The organism is Gillisia sp. JM1 (assembly GCF_000424645.1).
Taxonomy (GTDB): domain Bacteria; phylum Bacteroidota; class Bacteroidia; order Flavobacteriales; family Flavobacteriaceae; genus Gillisia.
Window position 1 is genome coordinate 259432 of sequence record NZ_KE384218.1, and the last position, 25563, is coordinate 284994.

Sequence of the window (25563 nt, forward strand, 5' to 3'; positions counted from 1 at the left end):
TCTTATAAATAGATAAAGTAAGCATGAAAAGCAAGGAGGTGAAATTGAAAAGAACTGAACTTTACGATCTTGGAAAAGATTGGTTCAAGGTGCAAGGTTGGAAGCCTTTCACATTTCAGACAGAAACCTGGAGAGCTTATTTGCAGAATAAAAATGGACTATTAAACGCTCCTACAGGAAGCGGAAAGACCTATGCTTTGTGGGTTCCTATTGTTTTAGAATACATCAAGAATAATCCAGACTATAAAACTAAACAAAAAAAAGGACTTAAAGCAATCTGGATTACCCCGTTACGAGCGCTTTCAGTAGAAATAGAACAATCTGCCAAGAGATTTGCAGAGGAAATGGGCACTCAATTAACTGTTGGGATTAGAACTGGAGATACTTCGCAAAAAGAACGTGCAGCACAAAAGCGAATGATGCCGGATCTACTTATCACTACACCTGAGAGCCTTCAATTATTATTGTCATCCAAAGGCTACGACAAAACTTTCAAAGATCTTAATGCCATTGTAATCGATGAATGGCATGAAGTATTGGGAACTAAACGCGGTGTTCAAGTTGAATTAAGTTTATCCCGATTAAAATCGATTTCAAAAAAATTAAAGATCTGGGGGATTTCTGCAACAATTGGAAATCTTCAGGAAGCAAGAGAGGTCTTATTGGGTCCAGAATCTGTTGCTTATAAAAACTCGGTAATGATAAAAGCAGACCTCAAGAAGAAAATAGATGTTCGCTCTATTATTCCGAAGAAAATGGAAAAGTTTCCGTGGAGAGGACATTTGGGTTTGCATTTAATTGCTGAGGTGGTCCCAATTATCAACAATTCAAAGACGACGTTAATATTTACCAACACGCGGTCTCAATGCGAACTCTGGTTTCAGAAATTAATGGAGAAATATCCGGAATTCGCGGGGGATGTAGCAATGCACCACGGAAGCATCAATAAGGAAACCAGACTTTGGGTAGAGCAAGCCATTAGAAACGAATCTTTAAAAGCGGTGGTGTGTACTTCTAGTTTAGATCTTGGAGTTGATTTTGCGCCAGTGGAAACTATCATTCAAATTGGTGGTCCAAAAGGAGTCGCACGATTTATTCAGCGGGCCGGAAGAAGTGGGCACCAGCCAGGAAAACAAAGTGTGATCTACTTTTTACCTACACACGCCATAGAGCTTATTGAAGCTTCCGCTTTGCAAAAAGCAGTGAATAAAACTGTCGTGGAAGATAGAATTCCGTATTTACTGAGTTTCGATGTTTTGGTACAATACCTTACAACACTTGCAGTTTCAGGTGGGTTTTTCCCTGCCGATATCTATCCAGAGATCAAATCTACTTTTTGTTTTCAAGCAATTACCGAAGATCAATGGGAATGGGTGCTGAATTTTATTACCAAGGGAAGTCAGAGTTTGCAGGCTTATGACGAATATAAAAAGGTGGAAATAGAGGAAGACGGTAAATTTAAAGTGAATGATAAGGGAGTTGCCATGAGGCATAGGTTGCAAATTGGAACTATTGTGAGCGATGCCGTTCTCACCGTGAAATATATGAAAGGTGGTTTTATTGGAAGTATAGAAGAATGGTTCATTTCCAAATTAAAGCCTGGTGATGTGTTTACATTTGCAGGAAGAAACTTAGAATTGGTGCATATAAAGAATATGCAAGTGATTGTTAGGTCATCAAAAAGTAAAACTTCCAAAGTTCCCAGCTGGCAAGGAGGAAGAATGGCATTTTCTGCACAGATGAGTGAATTACTGCGAGAGGAAATGTACGAAGCTGCCGCTTCAATGGAAAAAGATACTGAAGGAAAAGCTAAGAAAACTTCAGAAGAATTAAAAGCCCTAAAACCCATTTTTGAAAGGCAATTACGAGAATCTATAATCCCGAAAAGCGATGAGTTTTTAATTGAAACTTTTAAGACAAGAGAAGGCTATCACGCCATTTTTTATCCTTTTGAAGGTAGATTTGTGCATGAAGCTCTTGGAAGTTTACTGGCATATAGGATAAGTTTATTATTGCCGATAAGTTTTACCCTCGCATTTAACGATTATGGATTTGAGTTGCTTTCAGATCAAGAGATAAATATGGAACAGGTTCTCGATAATAATCTTTTTTCAGCAGAATTCCTGATGGACGATCTTTATAAAAGTTTAAATGCTACTGAAATGGCACGAAGAAAGTTTCGGGATGTGGCAGTTATTGCCGGTATGGTTTTTACGGGTTATCCCAATAAACTTATAAAAACAAAACACCTTCAGTCTAATTCGCAATTGCTTTTTAGTGTTTTTAGAGATTATGAGCCTGATAATCTTTTATTTCTTCAGGCTTTTCGAGAAACTTTTGAGCATCAACTAGAGGAGGGTAGATTACGGCAAGCTTTAGAGCGCATCTCGCATCAGGAAATAGTCTGGAAAGCCTGTGAGAAAGCGACTCCCTTTTCATTTCCAATAATTACAGATAGGCTTCGGGAGAAATTGACTTCAGAAAAAGTGGAAGACCGTATCCGCAAAATGCTGAAACAATTAGAAAAGTGATTAAATTTACGAGGTGATAGAAAAGATATACTTATCAAATCAAACATTTATTTTGCATCCTTCCGGCACTATGTATTGGGAGGAGCAGGAAATGCTGCTTATTAGCGATGTGCATCTTGGAAAGATCTCGCATTTCAGAAAATATGGAAGCGCTGTTCCGCAGGCTGCTATTTCAGAAAATTTCAGAAAAATGGATCAAGTGGTGGAATTCTTTTCACCAAGAAGCATTGTTTTTATGGGAGATCTTTTTCATAGTTCCTTGAATATGGAATGGGATCTATTTACACAATGGATGGAAACTATCGAAATTCCTGTAATCCTGGTTGCGGGAAATCATGATATTATCTCTGAATTGAAATATGAAGCTTTAGGAGTGAAGATCTATTCTGAAATGATATTGGGAAAATTCTTGCTAACGCACCATCCTGAAGAAAGAGAAGGCTTCTTTAATATTTGCGGACACCTTCATCCAGGATTCAAATTAAGAGGGAACGGAAGGCAAACGCTTCAGTTACGTTGTTTTTATCAAAATAAAGAGCAGCTAATATTACCCGCATTTGGGGAGTTTACAGGAAATTTCTGGATCTCACCAAATGAGGGAGACCGTATCTTTGCAATAACCAAAACAGAAGTTATTTCAGTTTTTTAAACTTGAGAAATTATGAACAAAAGATTAGCTATTGTCAATTTGTTATCGGTAATAACCGCCATTCTTGCCAGTTATTTTTCTCAGCTAGTTGGAATTAATGGGAATACAATAGGTAGTTTAAGTGCCGAATATGAAAATCTTTTCACTCCTGCAGGTTATGCTTTTGCTATTTGGGGACCTATTTACATAGCGCTGCTAATATTTTCAATTTATCAGGTTTACATTTGTTATTCAGATAAGCCTAAGGATGGAAATGAGTTCAAGACCGGGCCTTGGTTTTATATTGCAAATTTCGCAAATGCTTCATGGGTATTCGCGTGGCTTTATGAGTATACTTTGATTTCGGTAATTTTGATGCTTATCATGTTAGTCAGCCTAATCGCTATTATTATAAAAAATAACATGGAGCGTTGGGATGCACCAATTAGGATCATTGGTTTTTACTGGTGGCCAATATGTTTGTATTCCGGATGGATTACAGTAGCTACTATAGCCAATATAACTGCATATTTAGCTAAATTAGGATGGGATGGTGGTTTATTTACCGAGGTTCAATGGACTATGATCATGATTGCCGCTGCAACCGTAATTAATATTACAATTATCCATACCAGAAACATGAGAGAATTTGCTTTGGTCGGGGTGTGGGCATTGGTAGCGATCTATGTAAAACAGCTTGATGAAAATACCACTTTAGCCTATGTAGGTTTAATTGCCGCAGTGCTAATTTTTCTTAATATAGCTTATCATGGTTATGTTAACAGGAAGAGCAATCCAATGCATAAGATGATGTCTGGAAATTCTTAGACCATACCTTTAATGTCATTTCCCCAGGTTGGATACGCATAGATCATAGTCTTTAATTCCTTGCATGTTAATTTTCCGCACATTGCCATTACAAACATATTTATGATCTCAGAAGCTTCCGGGCCTATTAAATGAGCGCCTAAAACAAGATCGGTTTTTTTATCTACTAGAGTCTTGTAAGCATATTCCTCTGTATTCACTCTTTTTGCATTAAACCAACCTGGAACCAACTTATGCTCTAGCCTATAATCATATCCTTTTTCTTTAGCTTCTTTTTCTGAAAGTCCTACGGAAGCGATGTTTGGAAGTGTAAAAACTACGGAAGGTTGTGGAGGGAAATTCACTTCTTCAGGTTTGTTTGGATTTAATAGATTGGCAATCACAATTAGAGCTTCTTGAGAGGAAAGCGGAGTTAAAGGCAGGCCTTCACTGTCTGATACATCTCCACAAGCATAAACATTTTCATTAGTTGGATTCTGAAGATATTTATTTACAGAAACTCCTTTTTTGCTAAAAGAAACCTTCCCTTTTTCAAGATCTAGCTCTTCTATAGATGGAACTCTTCCAGCGGTATTAATAACGAGTTCTGCTTTTTCTGAAATTTCCTTTCCATCTTGTTTTGCAGTAACTCGGTAATTTTTTCTTAGTTTTTCTATTTCTGAAACTTCAGCATTAAAAATAAATTTTATTCCTAGTTTTTCTGAAGCAGTGACAAGATAACCCACCATGTCCTCATCAAAGTTAGTGAGAGGTCTGGAAGCGATGTCCATCATGGTTACTTTTACTCCAAGGCGTGCTGCCATATGGGCGAACTCCATCCCAATATAACCAGCTCCAACAAAGAGCATACTTTCGGGTAAATGCTTTAAATTTAAAAAGGCGTCACTTACAATAGCATGTTCCCTTCCCGGAATCTTTAATTCCATTGGCCTTTGCCCAGTTGCAATTACTATTTTTTTAGCTATAATTGTTTTCCCTTCTACCGATAGCGTATTTTTATCTAAGAATTTCGGGGATTGATGAAACATAGTAACCCCCAGTTTTTCAAAATCTTTTTCTGTCGCTGCTGGAACTGCATCTACAAAAGTTTCTTTGAAAGCCATAAGATCTTCCCAGCTGAATTCAGGCATTTTGGTAATTCCAAAACCTTTCATTTTATGAGCACGATCTATGATTTCTGTAAGGCCTAATAAAACTTTTTTGGGATCGCAACCTCTGTTAGAACAAGTTCCTCCAAATTCACGATTGTCTGCAATTGCAACTTTCCAGCCTTCTTTTACACAGGCGGTAGCTACTTTTTTACCAGCGGTACCCGTCCCAATTACAAAAACATCGTATTCTTCAAATTTTGACATAACTAATCTCTTAAATCGAGTTGAAATTAATTAAAAAGCTTTGGTTCTACTGTGAAAGCCATGTTTTTGGGCTTAAATTAACACATATAGCAATCCAAGGATTTTAATTATTACTAGTTTATATCTTTGTATAAAATCTGTTAGCACTTATTAAAGCAAAATTTTGGAATTGTAGCAAAATTGCTGTATATTCACAACAAATATACTGTTATGAATGTAAATAAGAGTAAAATACCATCTAGAATCAAAGCAATAGACCCTAAAAAAAGTGTCCATAGAGCAAGAACAAGAAGGGCTGAAAGCCCTAAATGGAGTATAGTGGTTGCAGAAGATAAATATGCTTGGACTACAAGGATGGATAGGGTAAGTATTATTAGAAATGGCTTGCCTTATGAATCAATTGAAGTAATAAGTACTAGAACAAATTTACCTGTAAAACAAGTTTTACACCTACTAGGTGTTGCTCAAACCACTTATAATAAAAAAAAGAGAGATAAAGATTTACTTACTGGTAGAGATAGTGAAGTAGTTCTCGTTCTTACAGAATTACTTGATTTTGGGTTAGAGGTTTTCAATAATGAAAAAGAGAAATTTCAACGCTGGCTAAAAAAACCAAATATTTCTCTAGGAGATGTCTCACCAGAAAGCCTATTCGATTCATTAACGGGAATTCAAGAAGTTAGAAATAGTTTAAATAGACTTGAATATGGAAATATGGCCTGATGAGAGTATACAGAATTGAGAGAGAGAAATATTTAAAAACTACATTAAAAGGATTTGGAGCAGCATTAACTGAGGGATATCGTTGGAACAGTCTAAACACAAATTTAGTTTATACTGCTGAATCACGAGCACTTTCAACTCTAGAAGTTTCAGTCCATTTAGATTTAAGTGAGGATTTGCCAATCGACAGATATTATGTCGAGATTGATATTCCTGATGAAGTTGAAATTTTAGAATTAAGAATCGAAGACTTACCAGATAATTGGGACATACAGCCTCCATCTCTTGAAACACAATACATCGGAGATGATTTTGTAAATGATAATGACGCAGCAGTTCTAAAGGTCCCTAGTAGTATTGTTCCTCCTGAATACAATTACTTGATTAATCCTAATCATCCCGACGCAACAAGAATTACTATTGTTTCAAAAAAGCAACTAGCTTTTGACAAAAGATTTAAACAGGTCAAATAAAATAATTCCAATAATCAAAAAAGCAAGTGCTAGTACCGTGTCAAAATAATTGCTAGGTTCTTGCCTACTTGGAAAGTCCTAGGATTTTCCTTTGGTTCGTTCCATTTTTAGTAAGTTAGTCTCTTGTACACGCAACTATTCGTAAACATAAACGATAAACTCTCTCAAATAATTATTTATGTTACCGTTAACCTGTTCTAGGATCTATTATAAGAAGCAAAAGAGAAAACATGTCAATGGGAACTTGTTTCGCGGTTAGCTTTCTAACTAAATGGGATGCTGAATCGAGTTCAGCAGCACGGAAATTTAAAAAATAAAATTCTACAAATAATTATTAATATTTTGGGAGGGATAGCTTCAGCGATTATCTTTGCCGCAATGAGTAACGCAACTATTGCCCAAACATTTGCAAAGTCTCTGCAACAGCAGAAACTTGAGAATTTTATTGTCTCTTCCCAAAATAATCTCACAAAAATTCAATTAAAAGGACTGGTAGGATCTTCATTATCCTATGTGCTTTCCAATGCTTTTGGCACTGCAGAGCGACCATTTCTATTGATATTTAATGATAAAGAAGAAGCTGCCTATTATTTGAACGATCTAGAACAATTAATGGGGGATAAAAACGTACTTTTTTATCCGGGTAGTTATCGTAGGCCATACGAGTTGGAGGAAACAGATAATGCGAACGTGCTTTTAAGGGCAGAGGTTCTAAACCGTATTAATTCTCGAAAAAAACCAGCACTAATAGTTACCTATCCAGATGCTTTATTCGAAAAAGTCGTTACCAGAAAAGAATTAGAAAAGAGCACTTTGAAGATCGCTGTTGGGGATCAGCTTTCTTTAGATTTTGTAAATGAAGTTCTGTTTGAATATAAATTTACTCGAGTAGATTTTGTAACCGAACCGGGAGAATTTTCTGTGCGTGGTGGAATTATTGATGTCTTTTCCTTCAGTAATGATGAGCCATATAGAATAGAATTCTTCGGAAATGAAGTGGATAGCATCAGAAGTTTCGATGTAGAAACTCAGCTTTCAACAGAAAAAGTAAAGAAGATCTCTGTAATGCCAAATGTGGAACATAAACGTTTGGATGAGGTTAGAGAGAGTTTTTTAAAATATATTTCAGAAAAAACCATTGTCTTTATCAAGAATCCGGAATTGCTTTCTGGAGAAATGGATAAATTATTTGGAAAGGCCCAAGAAGCATTTGCCAAATTAGGGGATGATATTAAACATAATAAACCGGAAGAATTATTTTGCTCTTCAGGACTTTTAACCACTCAGTTAGAAGAATTCAAAGTTGTAAATCTTGGTAACCTTACCAATCTACGCAAGAAATCGAGCACTGCAGTAGTAGATGCAGGGGAGATTATAGAATTCCAAACCAAGCCGCAGCCATCATTTAATAAGCAGTTTGATCTACTGATAGATAACTTGATAGAGAATCAGGATGCCGGTTATAAGAATTATATTTTTTGTGTGAGCGAGCAGCAAGCCAAGAGATTCCATGATATATTCGAAGATCAAGAACGCGAAGTGAAATACAAAACTCTGGTGCTTTCCATGTATCAAGGTTTTATAGATGAAGATTCTAAAATGGTTTGTTATACAGACCATCAGATCTTCGAGCGTTATCATAAATTCCATTTAAAGAATGGGTATGCTAAAAAGCAGGCCATTACTTTACAGGAGCTTACGAATTTAGAAGTAGGAGATTATGTTACGCATATAGATCACGGAATCGGGAAGTTTGGTGGACTTCAAAAGATCGATGTGGAAGGGAAGATGCAGGAAGCCATTAAGCTATTTTATGGGGAGCGTGATATTTTATATTTGAGCATTCACTCGCTTCATAAGATCTCAAAATTCAACGGAAAGGATGGGAAACCACCAAAAATATATAAATTAGGTAGTAATGCCTGGAAAAATTTAAAGCAGAAGACCAAAGCCCGTGTTAAGCATATCGCTTATAATCTAATCGAATTATATGCAAAACGACGAACGCAGGAAGGTTTTCAATATGGGCCAGATTCGTATTTGCAGTTAGAACTCGAAGCTTCGTTTTTATATGAAGATACTCCAGACCAAAGCACAGCTACAGCAGCAGTAAAGGAAGATATGGAGAGCCCAAGACCTATGGACCGCTTGGTTTGTGGGGATGTTGGATTTGGTAAAACCGAAGTCGCTATTCGTGCAGCTTTTAAAGCCGTAGATAACGGAAAACAAGTAGCTATTCTAGTTCCTACTACCATTCTTGCTTTTCAGCATCATAAAACCTTTACTGAAAGGCTTAAAGATTTCCCAGTTACCGTAGATTATTTAAATCGTTTTAGAACTGCAAAAGAACGCAAGCAAACCCTTGAAGATCTTGAAAGCGGAAGGGTGGATATTATTATTGGAACTCATCAGTTAGTCAGCAAGGCAGTAAAATTCAAAGATCTTGGATTGTTGGTGGTAGATGAAGAACAAAAATTTGGGGTAGCTGTAAAGGATAAACTGAAAACCATCAAGGAAAATGTAGATACACTTACTCTAACTGCAACGCCAATTCCGCGTACGCTTCAGTTTAGTTTAATGGCAGCGAGAGATCTTTCTACCATTACAACACCGCCGCCCAACAGATATCCTATTGAAACCAATGTGATTCGTTTTTCAGAAGAAACCATTCGTGATGCCATTTCTTATGAGATGCAACGTGGAGGACAGGTTTTCTTTATTCATAATAGGATCGAGAACATCAAGGAAGTTGCCGGGATGATCCAGCGCCTGGTGCCAGATGCTAAAGTTGGGGTAGGACACGGACAAATGGAAGGGAAAAAGTTGGAAAAACTGATGTTGAGTTTTATGAACAGTGAATTTGATGTTTTGGTTTCTACTACCATTGTTGAAAGTGGACTGGACGTTACCAATGCAAATACCATATTTATTAATAACGCCAATAACTTCGGGCTTTCAGATCTGCACCAAATGCGCGGTAGAGTAGGACGAAGCAATAAAAAAGCATTTTGTTATTTCATTACACCACCATATTCTGCAATGACAGACGATGCCAGAAAACGAATTACGGCTTTAGAGCAATTTTCTGATCTGGGAAGCGGAATAAATATAGCTATGAAAGATTTGGAAATTCGTGGAGCAGGAGATCTTCTGGGAGGAGAGCAAAGTGGATTTATAAATGATATTGGTTTTGATACCTATCAGAAAATATTGAATGAAGCTATTCAAGAGCTGAAAGAGAATGAATTCAAAGATCTTTATGAGGACACCACTGCTGCCGAGGATAAAGTGTTTGTAAAAGACACCCAGATAGATACCGATTTCGAGTTGTTGTTCCCAGACGATTATATCAATAATATCTCAGAGAGACTGAGTCTTTACACGAAGCTGAATAATTTAAAGACCGAAGAAGAGCTTCAGAAATTTGAAGCCGATCTGGAAGATCGTTTTGGAGAATTGCCAACTCAGGCGATAGATTTGTTGAATAGTGTTCGAATTAAATGGATCGCCTCTCACATTGGTTTAGAGAAAGTAATTATGAAGCAAGGAAAACTGATCGGATATTTTATTGCAGATCAGCAATCCAAATTCTATCAGACTCCAATTTTCACCAAGGTGTTACAGTATGTGCAAACACATTCGCATTCCTGCACCATGAAAGAAAAGAAAACAAGAGCAGGTTTACGATTGTTATTGACCTTTGAAAAAATTTCTTCTATTGAAAGAGCTTTAAAAGTTTTGGAGCCTTTAGATTTTAGAGTGAAAGTGGAGGAAGAGGCGAAGGTTTAATTTTTAGCCTTCCGTCATTCCCCTGGAATGCCTCCTTCCCTTATAAAAATTGTCAGGTCGAGCGTCCCGAGAAATCGGGAGAGACCTTTTCAAGCTACAGAAAAGCATTGTTTAAGTATTTCATTGCTCCCCGCCTATTTTTAGGAGGGGTGCCCGAAGAGCGGGGGAGGTCAGTTATTTAAAATTATCCTTAATTTCTTTTAAAACAGATTGTAGGTTCTCAAATACCATTTTATTTTCAAATCTAATTACCTTAAACCCTAGTTCTTCTAATCTTTTGGTTCGCTTTTCATCCTTTTCCTGAGCGGTTGGGTTGAAATGTACTTGCCCATCGAGTTCAATAATCAGCTTTTCTTCAGGACAATAAAAATCGGGTATATAATTTTCTATGCTATGTTGTCTCCTAAATTTTTTCCCATCTAGTTTACGTTGTTTTAGTTGTTTCCAAAGGAAAGCTTCAGCTGATGTAAGATTTTTTCTAAGTTCTTTTCTATAGGGTTCCAGATACTTTTTATTATGAATTTTTTTATTCATGATTGTGGTTTTACCCTTCCGGCATTCCTGCGGAATTCCACCTTCCCTAGAAAATAGGGAAGGAGCAATATAAATTGCTATCCAAAATACAAAAAAGCATTTTCTAAATGCTCTATTTTGGTGCCAGACTTATTCTTAATGATAGCTATAATATCAAACCTAACTTCTACGTCAAGATTATGTTCGTTCACAAAAAAGTCAACAGCTTTTACCAGATTCTGAATTTGTTTTCCTTTTACAAAATCCTGAGGATTCCCAAAGTCGGGAGTGCTTCGGGTTTTGACTTCTATTATGGCCAAAACATCCTTCTTTCTAGCAATAATATCCACTTCTGCTTTTTGATGTCTGAAGTTTCTTGCAACTATTTTGTAGCCATGTTTAAGTAAATAAGCAACTGCTAATTCTTCCCCTTTTTTACCAAGCTCGTTATGAGATGCCATTTACTGATTTCTAAAATGTGATTTAAATGTACACTATTTCAGCTGATTACAGGATTTTTGGTTACCCCCTAAACAAGATGGCTTTCACTTTAAGATCCATTTCTTTAATTTCTTCAGCAGTAGCCGTTATGATATGATCTCCGTAGAATTTGTTTTTTGGCTCCTTTTCTGGCGCAAGAAACACATGAACATTGGATTTCTCCAGTTTTCCATCATTCCATGCTACCGCCCCACTGTAATCCCATCCAAAGCCATAAAAAGAAATTGGTTTCTGATTCATTTTGGTCAGTTCATCATAGGTAGATCCTATTTTTATGGAGGTCTTACTTTTCCATTTCCCATTGGAATCCATTCTAATATCCTCTATTTGAGTTCTGTTCTTGTCTTTCCAAGTTATATGTAATTCATCTGGAGTATTTGGAGAGATCACCGTATAGGCGCGTTCTTCAGTGCCTTCTTCAAACAAACCGACATCTTCAGCTATCACTTCATTTATAAAGGTGTTTTTAAGAGTAGTATCATTCATCTCTAATAGATCTTCAACAAATAATTGTTTTGAACTGGGCGTTGCTGTATTTTTTGAAGAATTACAGGAAACTATTAGTAAAATGGCCGATAAATAGAAAAACTTGCGCATAACTTATATTTTCAGCTAAAATCTAGTTCTAACATGACATAGGCATTGTCTTTTGCAATAATTTAACGCATAGTATTTCACAGTTGCTTACCTTTGCAGCCTTAAATAAACAAAGGAATACATGAGCAATTCACCACAACGTTATACAATTACGGCAGCATTACCTTATACCAATGGCCCTATACATATTGGGCATTTAGCAGGCGTTTACGTACCAGCAGATATTTATGCCCGATATTTAAGAATGCAGGGGAAAGATGTAGCTTTTGTATGCGGAAGTGATGAGCATGGTGCGGCAATCCCGATGAAGGCTAAGAAAGAAGGAATTACTCCGCAACAGTTAATAGATAAATATCACGGCATCATCAAACAATCCTTTTTGGATTTTGGGGTGACCTTCGATAATTATTCTAGAACATCGAATGAGATTCATCATGAAACAGCTTCCGAGTTCTTTAAGAAGTTATATGCAGGCGGAAAATTTATTGAAGAAACTACCGAACAATTATACGATAAAGAAGCAAATCAATTTTTAGCAGATCGATTTGTTACTGGAACTTGCCCAAAATGTGGCCACCCCGAAGCTTATGGCGATCAATGTGAAAGCTGTGGAAGTTCTTTAAACGCTACAGATCTCATTAATCCTAAATCGGCAATTACAGGCGCTGTGCCAAGTATGAAGGAGACCAGGCACTGGTTTTTGCCTTTAGATCAATATGAAGAGTTTTTGAGAGAATGGATCCTGAAAGGACACAAAAAAGATTGGAAGGCCAATGTGTATGGGCAAGTAAAATCTTGGGTAGATGAAGGCTTGAGAGCTCGTGCTGTAACCCGTGATCTTGATTGGGGAATTCCTGTTCCTGTTGAAGGAGGCGAAGGAAAAGTGCTATATGTATGGTTTGATGCTCCAATTGGATATATCTCGTCTACCAAAGAATGGGCAGCCCGCGAAGGAAAGAATTGGGAAGATTACTGGAAGAAAGACGATACCAAAATGGTGCATTTTATAGGAAAGGATAATATCGTGTTCCACTGTATTATATTTCCAATTATGCTGAAAGCAGAAGGAAGTTACATTCTTCCTGAAAATGTACCTGCTAACGAATTTTTAAATTTGGAAGGGAAAAAACTTTCCACTTCTAAGAACTGGGCAGTTTGGTTGCATGAATATTTGGAAGATTTTCCGAATCAGCAAGATGTGTTGAGGTATACCCTTACCGCCAATGCTCCTGAAACAAAGGATAACGATTTTACCTGGAAAGATTTTCAGTCAAGAAATAACAATGAGTTGGTTGCGATCTTCGGGAATTTTATAAACCGTGCGGTTGTGCTTACCGATAAGTATTATGAAGGAGTAGTTCCAGTATCGGGAGATTTTACAGAAGTAGATGAGCAAACCTTAGCTGCGGTAAAAGCATATCCAGCAGTAATTGCGAGCTCTATAGAGAGATATAGATTTAGAGAAGCCCAAGGGGAATTGATGAATTTGGCTAGATTAGGTAATAAATATTTGGCAGATGAGGAACCATGGAAAGTGGTAAAAACAGATCCCGAACGAGTAAAAACGGTTATGTTTGTAGCGCTTCAGATCTCTGCGGCTTTAGCAACATTGAGTGAGCCATTCTTGCCTTTCACTTCAGAGAAGTTGAAAAGCATCCTAAATGTTCCTTCAGGTGAAAGTGCTCTTAAATGGGAAGAAGTATCAGAAAAAGACACTTTAAATCCTGCAGGGCATAAAATCGGAAAAGCAGAATTGCTTTTCAGTAAAATTGAAGATGAACAAATTCAACAACAATTAGATAAATTGGAAGCAACAAAAGCAGCTAATGAAGCTGATACTAAAATAGCAGAACCACAAAAAGAAGAGTCTACCTTCGAAGATTTCACTAAGATGGACCTGCGTGTTGGAACTATAGTAGAAGCTAAAAAAATGCCAAAAGCAGATAAATTAATGGTGCTAAAGGTGGATACTGGGATTGATGTGAGAACCATTGTTTCTGGAATTTCAAAAAGTTTTAAGCCTGAAGATATCATTGGTAAAAAGGTAACTGTAATGGTAAATCTTGCTCCAAGAAAACTACGTGGTGTAGAAAGCCAAGGAATGATCTTAATGACCGAGAATGCGGAAGGGAAACTGGTTTTCTTGAATCCAGATGAAGAAGACGTGAAAAATGGGACTATAATTAGTTAGACAAACACTAAATGAAAAAATACCTAATTACCGTTCTAATTATTTTGTTTGGATTGTCAATTTCCAAAGCTCAATCTGGACGAATGTCTTTTAAAAATGAGGATATAAGCCAACTGCTTAGTATGGATATTTATACAGTTCCTAATTCTGAAACTGAAAACCTTATTTTTTTACTTGGGGATCAAAAGGATCTTTGGGTTTATAAGTATGACAAAAATTATAAGAAAGTTTTAGATTTTAAACTAGACAATAATTTTCACGGGATTTATGAAAAAGTTATAGGATATCAAGTTCGTGGAAATAGTTTCGACTTAATAGCGCCAAATAGCTCAATGAAGAAGTTTGAAATTCTCAGCTTTAATATTGATGATAGAAGTCTGATAAAAAAAGAGGCTGATTTTAAGTTTTCCAAGAAGGAGAAATATTTAAACTCCTTCCAAGTAGGAAACTCTTTTTTTCTTTTAAGTTCTGATAAAGAAAGCACTCTTTTTATTAGAAAATTAGATGAGGATGGTGAATTTGAATTATTAAAGAAGTTTAAACTTGATGAATTTGACAATTCTGGTACACAAATAAGTTTAAAAAAATTATATACTCCAGATTTATTGAGGACTCAGGATTTTAATCTTTTTACAGGCTTTAACGGAGAAAATCTTCAGACTATAAATTACAGGATGCCTACTTCTTTATCTGTTACTTCCCAAAAAACAAAAATTTATCAAGATGAGTCTATAATTCACCTTGTAATGGAAATTGAAGATGAGTTTACAGCTATAGGCACTATAGATCTGATATCCTTAACAATGGAGAAAAATATAATTCCATATATTAAAGATGAGTACGGAAGGTATAATGATCATAATTCTTATTTATATAAAAACACCTTATATCAAATTAGCGCCTCTAATGATGCAATGATTTTACAAATTAAAAATATGCAAGGGCAGGTATTAAATCAATTTACTTTACATGAAGGGCAGAAAAAAATCGAGTTTTCCAACACGCCAATTATGGTAGAGGGTTATGGCTATTACAGGTATAATAGAGAATTGGAAGAACCTAAAAAGTTCCTAAGAAAATTGATGAAGAGTGATATGGGCATAAATGTTATAGAAAAGAATAATAATTTTATTATCCAAATCGGAAGTAGTGATGATAGAGAAGCTAGTTCTTATCCCAATTTTACAACTCCGTCTCAATGGTCTACCCAAATTAGTGTGTTATTGGATAAAGATTATCAGCACTTATCTGGAGAAATCGAGCCTACTAATTTTGATTTACTTAGCGATTATCAAATGAATAAGAGATATAAAATTTCTTCTTATGTCCATTCAAATCAAGAATCCGTTTTTCTAGGTTATTATAATTATCCTTCAGAAGAATTTAGACTGATTGAATTTTAGTTAAAAAACCAATCCTGTCCTAAATAAATTTTAACCACCTAAAAATTAATCATTTTACTGGTCTTCACCGCTGTTTTTATAGATTTTCAAAAAAGAACCCCTTGTATGCATTTATTTGGAGGCGGTTGTTCCTTCGCAAAAGGATTATCGAGCCATTGGTATAAATCCACTTTCACAAAAAGGTTAAGTCTAATAAAGGCTACCAAATTTGATAAGTACCAAGGGTGTTTTGCATGTGTTTTAAGTGCTTTCAGGATTAGAATGGTAATCAGCGCAGTCCAAATCTGTATCATGACCGCATTTTGGCTAGTTCCAATGAAGGACTTTATGTGCAGTTGCTGTTTTATGTCCCTAAAAAAGATTTCCACTTCCCATCTGGCCTTATAGAGTTCGGTTATGGTGTTTGCTGTCCAAGACGTTTGATTGGTAATAACCTCAATGGCCTGTTGGTTTTTTTCGTCCCATAGGGCAACCCTGCGCAATCTTTTAGGATATTTCCCTTTTGTTTTGGCGCCTGTCAGTTCAATGATCTCATCTTTTAGAAGGTGCTGGTGTTTGTTCTCTGGCAATTCCAGCTCTTTGAAGGTTTTGAACTTTATGTTGTCCTTATGCCTGACCACAAAATAAACCCCGTTGCTGTCCCAAACATTCAGCAAGGCTAAATCATTGTAAAATCTATCGGCAACAATAACACTTCCTTTTAAAAGCGGAACATCGTAAGCCCCTTTGTTATCCGCTGTCTTGCCATCTGTAATATTTACATAGGCAGGTAGATGACCATCATAATCAAGAAGGGTGTGCATTTTTACCGCTCCCTTTTTAGTCTTGTATTTTGCCCAATCAAAAAGGCTTAGACAAAGACTTATGGTGGTAGCATCCAATAAGAATATTTTTGACTTTATTTTGAACTTGGTTCGCTTCATTTGCGCTTGCTGTCCCAGACTCTCCAACAACACGTAATAATAATCCCTAAAAAGCTCCCAGCTACGGTTTTTATTTTGATAGCTGACTGTAGATTTCGAGGGTGCTTTCAGCATCCCTAAATGGTTCAGGTTGCCTGTGGCAGAGCGAAGTCCATTGCTGATATCGCGTACAGATTGGCTCTTGGCAAATTGACAGAATAGCATTGAAACTAAGTGGGACCAACTATCGAATCCTTTTTGATGCTTATCACTTTGATGTGATTTTACTAATTTCTTGAATTTTGATGTGTCTAATTTTGAGATAATTTGAGAAAACAGGGTTATATTTATCATCAGAGAAAGGTTTTTTGTGTTGCACCATAAAGATAACTTTGTGGAACAAAATTTCCTTTCTCTTTTTTAAACGTTTAGGACGCTATTGTTAAAAAACATTTATTCTATTGCTCAAAATAGCAAATCATCCCATTTACAAACACCCCTTGCCAAGCGGACATAGGTTTCCTATGGAAAAATATGATCTTTTGCCAAAGCAATTACTGCATGAAGGAACTTGTACAAAAGAGAACTTCTTTGAACCGGAGCTTCCTGAAATTACAAGGATACTGGCGGTGCATGATCAAGATTATGTAGAAAATCTGGTAAATATTTCTATTGAAAAACGAGCTGCAAGAAAAATAGGTTTCCCTCTGTCCAAGGAGCTTGTCCAACGAGAACTCATTATTGCAGGCGGAACTATGAAAGGCTGTGAATATGCTTTGGAACATGGAATTGCTATGAATATTGCGGGAGGAACTCATCATGCCTACACTAACCATGGAGAAGCTTTTTGTTTATTAAACGATCAAGCTATTGCTGCGAGATATCTTCAGAAGTTTAAAGGGATTAAAAAGATCTTGATTGTAGATCTGGATGTGCATCAAGGAAATGGTACAGCTGAGATTTTTCAGCATGATGATTCAGTTTTTACTTTTTCGATGCATGGAAAGAACAATTACCCCTTCAGAAAGGAAACCTCCGATCTGGATATCGAATTGGCAGACCAAACTGGGGATAAAGAATATCTAGAAGTTTTAAAAGAAACTCTTCCGAAGCTAATAAAAGAGCAAAATCCTGATTTCATTTTCTATCTAAGTGGCGTGGATATCCTCTCAACAGACAAATTAGGGAAACTGGGTTGCAGCATAGAAGGTTGTAAAGAGCGGGATCGATTTGTTTTACAAACTTGCCACGACCTTAAAATCCCGGTGCAAGTAAGTATGGGCGGTGGCTATTCTCCAGATATCAAAACTATATTGGAGGCACATGCAAACACTTTTCGAATGGCACAGAAGATATATTTTTAAATTCCTCAGCAGTTACATATAACAATTCTTTCAAAAAAAATAAGCTTATCCTCTCATAATTGCAGTTCCTTTTGTTGATACTCTTTTAAATTCTATATCTTAGAAGCAGATTAAAATTTTAAATTTAGTATGAGCAGTTACCAAATTAAGAACTTAGAAGAATATTACCAAGTATATAGAAAGTCTGTACGAGATCCGGAAAATTTTTGGGCAGAGATCGCCGAAGAACATTTTGTATGGAGAAAACCATGGAATAAGGTATTGGATTGGGATTTTTCTAAACCTGAAGTAAAATGGTTTGAAGGAGCGCAATTAAATATCACTGAAAATTGTATAGATAGGCATTTGGCGACACAGGCAGATAAGACTGCGATCATTTTTGAGCCAAATGACCCAAAGGAAAAGGCTCAACACATATCTTACCAGCAGTTGCACGATAAGGTGTGTGCTTTTGCAAATGTTCTAAAAGACCAGGGAATTAAAAAAGGAGATCGTGTTTGTATCTATTTACCCATGATCCCGGAATTGGCAGTTTCTATTTTGGCATGTGCCCGAATTGGAGCCATTCATTCGGTGGTATTTGCAGGATTTTCATCTACTGCCATAGCCAGCAGAATTAATGATTGTGAATGTAATATGGTAATTACTTCAGATGGTTCTTTCCGTGGAACTAAGAAAATAGATCTAAAAGGAATTGTAGATGAAGCCTTGGAAAGCACACCAACAATAAAGTCGGTTTTGGTTGTGAAGCGAACTGAAGTTCCTATCAACATGAAAGAGGGAAGAGATCATTGGGTGCAGCCGCTTTTGGATAAAGCAAGTATGGACTGCCCAATTGAAATAATGAATGCTGAAGATCCGCTTTTCATATTATACACCTCTGGTTCTACAGGAAAACCAAAGGGAATGATGCATACTACGGCAGGATATATGGTATATAGCGCCTACACCTTTAAAAATGTATTTCAATATAAAGTTGGTGACGTATATTGGTGTACAGCAGACATCGGCTGGATCACGGGTCATAGTTATATAGTTTATGGGCCGCTAGCAAATGGTGCCACCACCTTGATGTTTGAAGGAGTTCCTAATTTTCCCGATTTTTCCAGATTCTGGGAGATCATAGAAAAACATAAAGTAAATCAGTTCTATACTGCACCAACTGCAATTCGTGCTTTGGCTAAGGAAAAGTTGGATTATGTGGAAAATCATGATCTTTCATCTCTCAAAGTTCTTGGTACCGTCGGAGAACCAATTAATGAAGAGGCGTGGCATTGGTATAATGACAATGTTGGTAAAAAGAAAAGCCCAATTGTAGATACCTGGTGGCAAACTGAAACAGGAGGGATCATGATCTCTCCAATTCCATATTGCACTCCAACCATTCCCACCTATGCAACTTTGCCTTTACCCGGAATTCAGCCAGCATTAATGGATGAGCAAGGAAAAGAGCTGAAGGGGAATCAGGTAGATGGGAGGTTGTGCATCAAGTTTCCGTGGCCGGGAATGGCAAGAACTATTTGGGGAGACCACAAAAGATATAAAGAAACTTATTTCTCTGCTTTCGAAAACAAATATTTTACCGGAGACGGAGCATTAAGAGATACAGTGGGTTATTATAGAATTACGGGAAGAGTTGATGATGTGATCATTGTTTCCGGGCATAATTTAGGAACAGCGCCTATTGAAGATGCTATTAATGAGCATCCAGCAGTTGCAGAATCTGCTATTGTAGGATTTCCGCATGATGTGAAGGGAAATGCGCTTTATGGTTATGTGATTCTGAAGGAAACAGGGGAGTCTAGAATGCATGATAATTTGCGAAAAGAGATCAATCAGATCATTACCGAACATATTGGACCGATCGCAAAATTGGATAAAATTCAGTTTACTGAAGGTTTGCCAAAAACAAGATCCGGAAAAATAATGAGAAGAATTTTAAGAAAAATTGCCTGTAATGAAACTGATAGTTTGGGAGATACAAGTACTTTGTTAAATCCGGAAGTGGTACAAGAGATCATAGATAATAAACTGTAATTGCTATTTCTGAAATAACCTAAAAAGAAAAGCGCCAAGAAATTAAACTCTCTTGGCGCTTTCTATTATATAAACTTGTAATTTTTTTACTCTGGAACTATTTTCCTAAAAGAAGCAATTCACTACAAACGATCTCTGTTATATATCGTTTCACTCCTTCTTTATCTTCATAGCTTCGGGAAGTCAGTTTTCCTTCTATTCCCACTTCTTTTCCCTTTGGAACATAATTTTCTACTATTTCGGCTGTCTTTCCCCAAGCCACGATATTGTGCCATTGGGTATCTGTGATCTTTTCACCTTTGGCGTTTTTATAGGATTCATTGGTGGCGATTGAAAATTTTGCCAGAATCTTTCCTGACTCCATGTGAAGAATTTCAGGGTCGTTACCTACGTTCCCGATCAATTGAACTTTGTTTCTTAAAGTGCTCATAACTATAGAATTTATTGCAGTTGAAAATCATTAGTTCATTTCAACAGGACAAATGTATATGTGCACTTCAGCGGTATTCGGTTGGGAAAGATTTGTTTTCGTTTACTTTCGTTTGTAAGTGTTTGTTGTCGGATAATTAAATAGTCTAAGGTGTTTTTTTTCGTAATATTACTACGGAATGCGGCTACTTTCTTTTCAGAAATTATATGTTTTTAGCCTAATACTAATAGATATTTATGGTATTTCTTAACATTATAGAGACTTCACTTCCACTAACCAACCCGGTTTTGAAATTTCTCGTTATACTTATTATTATTCTTGCCGCACCTATTCTTCTGGGAAAATTAAAGATCCCACATATACTAGGTCTTATTATAGCCGGAGCTATCATAGGCCCTAATGGGTTTAATTTGTTGTTAAGGGATAGTGGTATCATTCTTTCAGGAACTGCGGGGCTTCTGTATATTATGTTTTTAGCAGGCTTAGAAATAGATATGGCCGAATTTAAAAGGAACAGTTCGAAAAGTTTTCTTTTCGGGATGTACACCTTTCTTATTCCAATGATCATTGGGATTTTGGTGAGTTTGTATATTCTGGATTTTTCAATGATCACCTCCGTGCTGCTTGCAAGTATGTTTGCATCTCATACCTTGATAGCATATCCAATGTTAGGCAAATTTGGAGTTACAAAGAACAGGGCTGTAAATATAGCGGTGGGCGGAACTATGATTACCGATATCCTTGCCCTTTTGGTGCTGGCGGTAATTATAGGTATGCATAATGGAGAAGTCAACACGCAGTTCTGGATAAAACTTACTATATCCATTCTAATTTTTGGCTTTATAGTCCTCTATTTGTTTCCCATAATTGGGAGATGGTTCCTTAAAAGGTATCAAGACAAAGTTTCTCAATACATTTTTGTATTAGCGATGGTATTCTTAGGTTCTTTTCTGGCAGAAGTAGCAGGAGTAGAGGCAATTATTGGCGCTTTCCTGACAGGCCTTGCGTTAAATAGATTGATCCCTTCTACTTCGCCATTAATGAATAGAATAGAATTTGTGGGGAATGCTATTTTTATTCCCTTTTTTCTGATTGGGGTGGGAATGCTTGTTAATTACAAGGCATTTATTTCAGATTTCGAGACTATTAAAGTGGCAGCCGTTATGACCATTACTGCCACTTCCTGTAAATATATCGCGGCTTGGCTCACACAAAAATCGCTTAATTTCAGCATTGACGAGCGTAGATTGATCTTTGGTCTAAGTAACGCACAGGCTGCAGCTACCTTAGCGGCGGTGCTTATAGGATATAATGTAATTCTTGGTGAAACCCCAGACGGAGAACCTATTCGGCTTTTAGGAGAAAGTATTTTGAACGGAGCAATTATTATGATCCTGATCACTTGTACCATTGCCACTTTTGTTGCACAAAAGGGAGCACAAAATATCTCCTTGTCCGAATCTCAATATCTTGAAAGAGAAGAAAATGAAACTGAAGAAAGAATCCTGATTCCAATAAGCAACCCAGATACCGTAGAAGAACTTATTAATTTTAGCACACTCATAAAGTCCAAAAACAACAAGCATGGTTTATATGCCTTAAACATAGTTTTAAATAACACGTCTACTGCAGTTGAGAATCAAAGGGCAAAAAAGATATTGGAAAAGGCAGTAGATATGGCAGCCTCAACAGATATCTTTTTACAGCGGTTATTGAGATACGATTTAAATATTGTAAACGGAATTACGGGAGTGGTTAAAGAAAACAATATTACAGATTTAGTTCTAGGGTTTCATTCGGAAAAAGCTATTTCAGAAAATTTCTTAGGAAAACTAACCGATGGAATTTTATCAAATAGTGATGCTACCACCTTTGTTTATAAATCGGTGCAGCCAATGGCAACCATAAAAAGGCACGTTATAGTAATTTCTGCTTTTGCTGAGAATGAAATTGGTTTTCCGTTTTGGCTATTAAAGGTTTGGAACATTTCCCGGAATTCTGGAGCAAAACTTCTGTTCTATGCACCTAACAGAACCTTGGAAATTCTATTGGAAATTCAAAAAAAACATCAGATAGAAGCGGAGTTTAAAAGCTATAATACATGGAGTAATTTTTCGGAAATAGCTGCTGAGGTATCTGTTAACGATAATATTATCCTTGTACTGAGCAGAGAGAACAAAACTTCCTATGATAAGGATATGAAAAAGACTCCAGATCTTATAGGCACCTATTTCCCCGTCAATAGTTTTATTTTGATCTATCCCAGACAGACAGGTATTTCTGAAGAGGTTTTAATGGGTTTAAACAATCCATCATTATTACCGCCCATAGAAAAGTTGGATAAAGTGGCTAAGGATATATTCAATTACTTTAAGCGAAGTTCATAGAATAGGATCATTTGTTTAGAAATCTTGAAAAGGGAACGCTTTCTTTTTAACTTGTGAATCTAAAATCCCTAAACAACAAACCAGCTTTAATGCAATATCAAATCATCGAAGAACAAGAGTTCAATAAAATAGATTATACAGAAACAGCGCTCCCAAAAGGAGAGTATGAATTGTGTACATTTAATGGGTGTAATTTCACGAATTCAGAATTGTCAAAGATCAAATTCATGGAATGTGAATTTGTTGGCTGTAATTTAAGTTCCGTAAATATTTTTGGTGCTTCATTTCAGGAAATGAAATTTGAAGATTGTAAAATGTTAGGGATTAGATTCGATCTTTGTGATGGCTTCGGATTAGCATTAGATTTTACTAATTGCCAATTAGACCATTCTTCTTTTTATCAGGTAATACTGATAAACTCCAGCTTTTTAAATTGCAAGCTGAAAGATATAGATCTCACCGAAGCAGATCTGACTAAAGTGACTTTAGATAATTGTGATCTTTCAGGCGCTATTTTTGAACGTAGTAATCTGGAAAAAGCAAATTTCAGCACCGCGATTAATTATTCTATAAATCCTGAAAACAATAAGGTGAAAGGAGCCTCCTTTTCGATCCCTGCAGTTACTGGTTTGTTAGATAAATACAAACTTAAAATAGCTAATCAGTAATTATAAGTATCTTAAACCATTAATAAACTTAATTTACGTAGAACCCTTCAAGAATAAATTATATGAATATTAAATCATCCTTCAATTTTTTTCTAATTACACTGCTTTGCTTTAGTATGAATGCTCAGGATACTAAGGAAAAAGTACTCACCGCAGAAGATTATCAGCAAGCAGCAAAATTTTTACCTTCTAATGTTTATCCGTTAGGAGATCTGGCTAATGTTAGGCCCAATTGGCTGGAAAATGAAAAATTCTGGTATACAACTACAGAGAATTCTGAAAGGAAATATGTTCTTGTAGATGCAAAATCGGGAAAGCGAAAATCAGCAAACACCTTAGACTCTTTAGTTTCAAATTCTAATGAAAACGGAGAAAAAGAGATGAAGAATGAACCCCGAAATGCGGTTATTTCTCCAGACGGCAAAAAGGCTGCTTTCATTAAAGATTGGAATTTATGGATGAAGAATCTCGAAACTGAAAAGGAAACCCAACTTACCACAGACGGCATTGAAAATTTTGGATATGCTACAGACAACGCGGGTTGGAGAAAAAGTGATCGTCCAATCTTACTTTGGTCTCCAGATTCTAAAAAGATAGCTACCTATCAGCAAGATCAACGACATGTAAGCGATATGTATTTAGTGTCTACCAATATTGGTGCACCTAAATTGCAAAGTTGGAAATATCCTTTACCACAGGATGAAGATATTATTCTTATTAATCGAGTTATTATAGAAGTAGATACTCCTAAAGTAATTCGTTTGCAATTGCCAGCAGATGCACGAAGAGGAACTTTGTGTGATGATATTTCCTGTTCTGGCGGTTTTGATGATAACCAGTGGAATAGTGATGCTTCTAAGTTAATGTTTGTATCTACTTCCCGAGATCATAAGATTGCGGGTTTGCGCATTGCCGATGCAAATACCGGAGAGGTACGGAATGTTTTTGCTGAAGAAGTTGAAACTCAATACGAATCTGGTCAGGGTGCCATTAACTGGCGTTATTTACCTAAAAGCAATGAAGTGATTTGGTATTCTGAAAGAGACGATTGGGGACATTTATATTTATATGACCTTGAAACAAGAAAACTAAAGAATCAGATTACCAAAGGAGATTTTGTAGTTACTCAGCTTTTAAAAATGGATGAGAAGAACAGGAAATTATACTTTCTTGCAAATGGGAAAGAGAAAGAAAGAGATCCTTATTTCACACATTTTTATAGTATAGATTTCAGCGGAAAGGACCTGAAATTATTAACTCCAGAAAATGGAAATCATAATGTTTCAATTGGTCCTGATAGCAACTATTTTGTAGATACTTACTCCCAACCTAATGTTGCTCCGGTTTCAGTATTAAGAGATCTTAATGGAAAATTGATCGCGGAGCTTGAAAGTTCAGATCTGTCAAGATTGGAAGCAATTGGATGGAATCCTCCAACACCAATAAAAGTAAGATCAAGCAATGACAAATGGGACCTTTACGGACTTATGTTTACTCCAACAGATCTGGATCCATCAAAAAAATATCCAGTTGTAAATTATATTTATCCAGGTCCGCAAGCCGGTGGAGTAGGAAGCAGATCTTTTGCGCCAGTAAGAAGAGATCATCAAGCTTTGGCAGAATTAGGATTTATTGTGGTGGTAATTGATGGAACTTGTAACCCAGATAGGTCTAAATCTTTTCATGATGCCTGTTATGGAAATATGGCAGATAACACCTTGAAAGACCAAATTTCAGGGATCAAACAATTGGCTGAAAAATACGGATATCTGGATCTGGAACGCGTAGGAATTTGGGGACATTCTGGTGGTGGTTTTGCTACAGCATCTGCAATGTTTAACTATCCTGAATTCTATAAAGTTGGTATTTCTGAATCTGGAAATCATGATAGCCGGAATTATGAAGATGATTGGGGAGAACGTTATATAGGACTTATGAAGGTAGATGAGGAAGGTAATTCTAATTACGATGATCAGGCGAATGCTGTATTAGCCGAAAATCTTCAAGGGAAGCTGATGCTTGCTCATGGTGGTTTAGACGATAACGTGCCCCCTTACAACACCTATTTGGTAGTTGATGCCTTGATAAAGGCAAATAAAGATTTTGATCTTGTGATCTTTCCAAACGCCAGACATGGTTATGGGGAGGACAGTAATTATATGATGAGAAAAAGATGGGATTATTTTGTAACTCACTTGATGGGAGCAACTCCCCCAAAAGAATTTGATTTCAGTAAGAATTAA

The 25563-nt window shown here is 36.4% G+C and carries 19 protein-coding genes; 13 read left to right on the forward strand and 6 right to left on the reverse strand.

Annotated features, from left to right (window positions below; translation table 11 throughout):
• Nucleotides 1-23 precede the first annotated feature (23 nt).
• The 3 genes from H033_RS0104500 to H033_RS0104510 are packed head-to-tail and all read left to right on the forward strand — an operon-like array spanning nucleotide 24 to nucleotide 3987.
• Nucleotides 24-2531, forward strand: a complete 2508-nt coding sequence (locus H033_RS0104500; RefSeq protein WP_231367546.1) for a ligase-associated DNA damage response DEXH box helicase — start codon at nucleotides 24-26, stop codon at nucleotides 2529-2531.
• Between the two features lie 13 nt (nucleotides 2532-2544).
• On the forward strand, nucleotides 2545-3180 hold the full coding sequence (pdeM, locus tag H033_RS0104505; protein WP_026837220.1) for a ligase-associated DNA damage response endonuclease PdeM: 636 nt from the start codon (nucleotides 2545-2547) through the stop codon (nucleotides 3178-3180).
• A gap of 12 nt (nucleotides 3181-3192) precedes the next feature.
• On the forward strand, nucleotides 3193-3987 hold the full coding sequence (locus H033_RS0104510) for a hypothetical protein (protein WP_026837221.1): 795 nt from the start codon (nucleotides 3193-3195) through the stop codon (nucleotides 3985-3987).
• On the opposite strand, the gene H033_RS0104515 is transcribed toward H033_RS0104510, so the two are convergent.
• A complete protein-coding gene (locus H033_RS0104515) occupies nucleotides 3984-5342 on the reverse strand; it encodes a dihydrolipoyl dehydrogenase family protein (RefSeq protein WP_026837222.1) in 1359 nt (452 codons plus the stop codon). The two genes, H033_RS0104510 and H033_RS0104515, sit on opposite strands and share 4 nt — an antisense overlap.
• A gap of 210 nt (nucleotides 5343-5552) precedes the next feature.
• Between H033_RS0104515 and H033_RS0104520 the strand changes: the two genes are divergently transcribed.
• From H033_RS0104520 to mfd, 3 genes are all read left to right on the forward strand, one after another.
• The gene (locus H033_RS0104520; protein WP_026837223.1) at nucleotides 5553-6065 is read left to right on the forward strand and encodes an antitoxin Xre/MbcA/ParS toxin-binding domain-containing protein; all 513 of its coding nucleotides are present in this window, start codon (nucleotides 5553-5555) and stop codon (nucleotides 6063-6065) included.
• Nucleotides 6065-6538, forward strand: coding sequence for an RES family NAD+ phosphorylase (locus H033_RS0104525; RefSeq protein ID WP_026837224.1), 474 nt, complete (start codon nucleotides 6065-6067; stop codon nucleotides 6536-6538). Before H033_RS0104520 ends, H033_RS0104525 begins: the two co-directional genes overlap by 1 nt.
• 378 nt (nucleotides 6539-6916) lie before the next feature.
• Nucleotides 6917-10327 (forward strand): transcription-repair coupling factor, encoded by a 3411-nt coding sequence (mfd, locus tag H033_RS0104530; RefSeq protein WP_026837225.1) that lies wholly within the window; start codon nucleotides 6917-6919, stop codon nucleotides 10325-10327.
• 174 nt (nucleotides 10328-10501) lie between these two features.
• Here the strand turns inward: mfd and H033_RS0104535 are convergent, their stop codons facing one another.
• The 3 genes from H033_RS0104535 to H033_RS0104545 all read right to left on the reverse strand — a co-directional run bounded on the left by H033_RS0104535 (nucleotide 10502) and on the right by H033_RS0104545 (nucleotide 11938).
• On the reverse strand, nucleotides 10502-10861 hold the full coding sequence (locus H033_RS0104535; RefSeq protein WP_026837226.1) for an endonuclease domain-containing protein: 360 nt from the start codon (nucleotides 10859-10861) through the stop codon (nucleotides 10502-10504).
• A gap of 77 nt (nucleotides 10862-10938) precedes the next feature.
• The gene (locus tag H033_RS0104540) at nucleotides 10939-11301 is read right to left on the reverse strand and encodes a YraN family protein (RefSeq protein WP_026837227.1); all 363 of its coding nucleotides are present in this window, start codon (nucleotides 11299-11301) and stop codon (nucleotides 10939-10941) included.
• Nucleotides 11302-11362: 61 nt separating this feature from the next.
• Entirely contained in the window at nucleotides 11363-11938 is a 576-nt protein-coding gene (locus H033_RS0104545) for a hypothetical protein (protein WP_026837228.1), read from the reverse strand.
• Nucleotides 11939-12059: 121 nt separating this feature from the next.
• On the opposite strand from H033_RS0104545, the gene metG reads away from it, so the two are divergent.
• Together metG and H033_RS0104555 are read left to right on the forward strand one after the other, a co-directional pair.
• Nucleotides 12060-14129 carry a methionine--tRNA ligase gene (metG, locus tag H033_RS0104550; protein ID WP_026837229.1) on the forward strand — a complete coding sequence of 690 codons (2070 nt, stop codon included), beginning with the start codon at nucleotides 12060-12062 and terminating at the stop codon, nucleotides 14127-14129.
• Between the two features lie 11 nt (nucleotides 14130-14140).
• Nucleotides 14141-15532, forward strand: coding sequence for a hypothetical protein (locus H033_RS0104555; RefSeq protein WP_026837230.1), 1392 nt, complete (start codon nucleotides 14141-14143; stop codon nucleotides 15530-15532).
• An 86-nt stretch (nucleotides 15533-15618) separates the two neighbouring features.
• On the opposite strand, the gene H033_RS0104560 is transcribed toward H033_RS0104555, so the two are convergent.
• A complete protein-coding gene (locus tag H033_RS0104560; RefSeq protein ID WP_196809446.1) occupies nucleotides 15619-16791 on the reverse strand; it encodes an IS4 family transposase in 1173 nt (390 codons plus the stop codon).
• A 104-nt stretch (nucleotides 16792-16895) separates the two neighbouring features.
• On the opposite strand from H033_RS0104560, the gene H033_RS0104565 reads away from it, so the two are divergent.
• Both H033_RS0104565 and acs read left to right on the forward strand, forming a co-directional pair.
• Entirely contained in the window at nucleotides 16896-17798 is a 903-nt protein-coding gene (locus tag H033_RS0104565; RefSeq protein ID WP_026837232.1) for a histone deacetylase, read from the forward strand.
• A gap of 129 nt (nucleotides 17799-17927) precedes the next feature.
• Nucleotides 17928-19835, forward strand: a complete 1908-nt coding sequence (gene acs, locus H033_RS0104570) for an acetate--CoA ligase (protein WP_026837233.1) — start codon at nucleotides 17928-17930, stop codon at nucleotides 19833-19835.
• Between the two features lie 97 nt (nucleotides 19836-19932).
• Here the strand turns inward: acs and H033_RS0104575 are convergent, their stop codons facing one another.
• Nucleotides 19933-20265: a single-stranded DNA-binding protein gene (locus H033_RS0104575; RefSeq protein ID WP_026837234.1), complete on the reverse strand. Its 333-nt coding sequence runs from the start codon at nucleotides 20263-20265 to the stop codon at nucleotides 19933-19935.
• 236 nt (nucleotides 20266-20501) lie between these two features.
• Here H033_RS0104575 and H033_RS19565 point away from each other — a divergent pair, with 236 nt between their 5' ends.
• The 3 genes from H033_RS19565 to H033_RS0104590 all read left to right on the forward strand — a co-directional run bounded on the left by H033_RS19565 (nucleotide 20502) and on the right by H033_RS0104590 (nucleotide 25563).
• Nucleotides 20502-22652, forward strand: a complete 2151-nt coding sequence (locus tag H033_RS19565; protein WP_034886102.1) for a cation:proton antiporter — start codon at nucleotides 20502-20504, stop codon at nucleotides 22650-22652.
• Between the two features lie 89 nt (nucleotides 22653-22741).
• On the forward strand, nucleotides 22742-23320 hold the full coding sequence (locus H033_RS0104585; RefSeq protein ID WP_026837235.1) for a pentapeptide repeat-containing protein: 579 nt from the start codon (nucleotides 22742-22744) through the stop codon (nucleotides 23318-23320).
• 62 nt (nucleotides 23321-23382) lie between these two features.
• On the forward strand, nucleotides 23383-25563 hold the full coding sequence (locus tag H033_RS0104590) for a S9 family peptidase (protein WP_026837236.1): 2181 nt from the start codon (nucleotides 23383-23385) through the stop codon (nucleotides 25561-25563).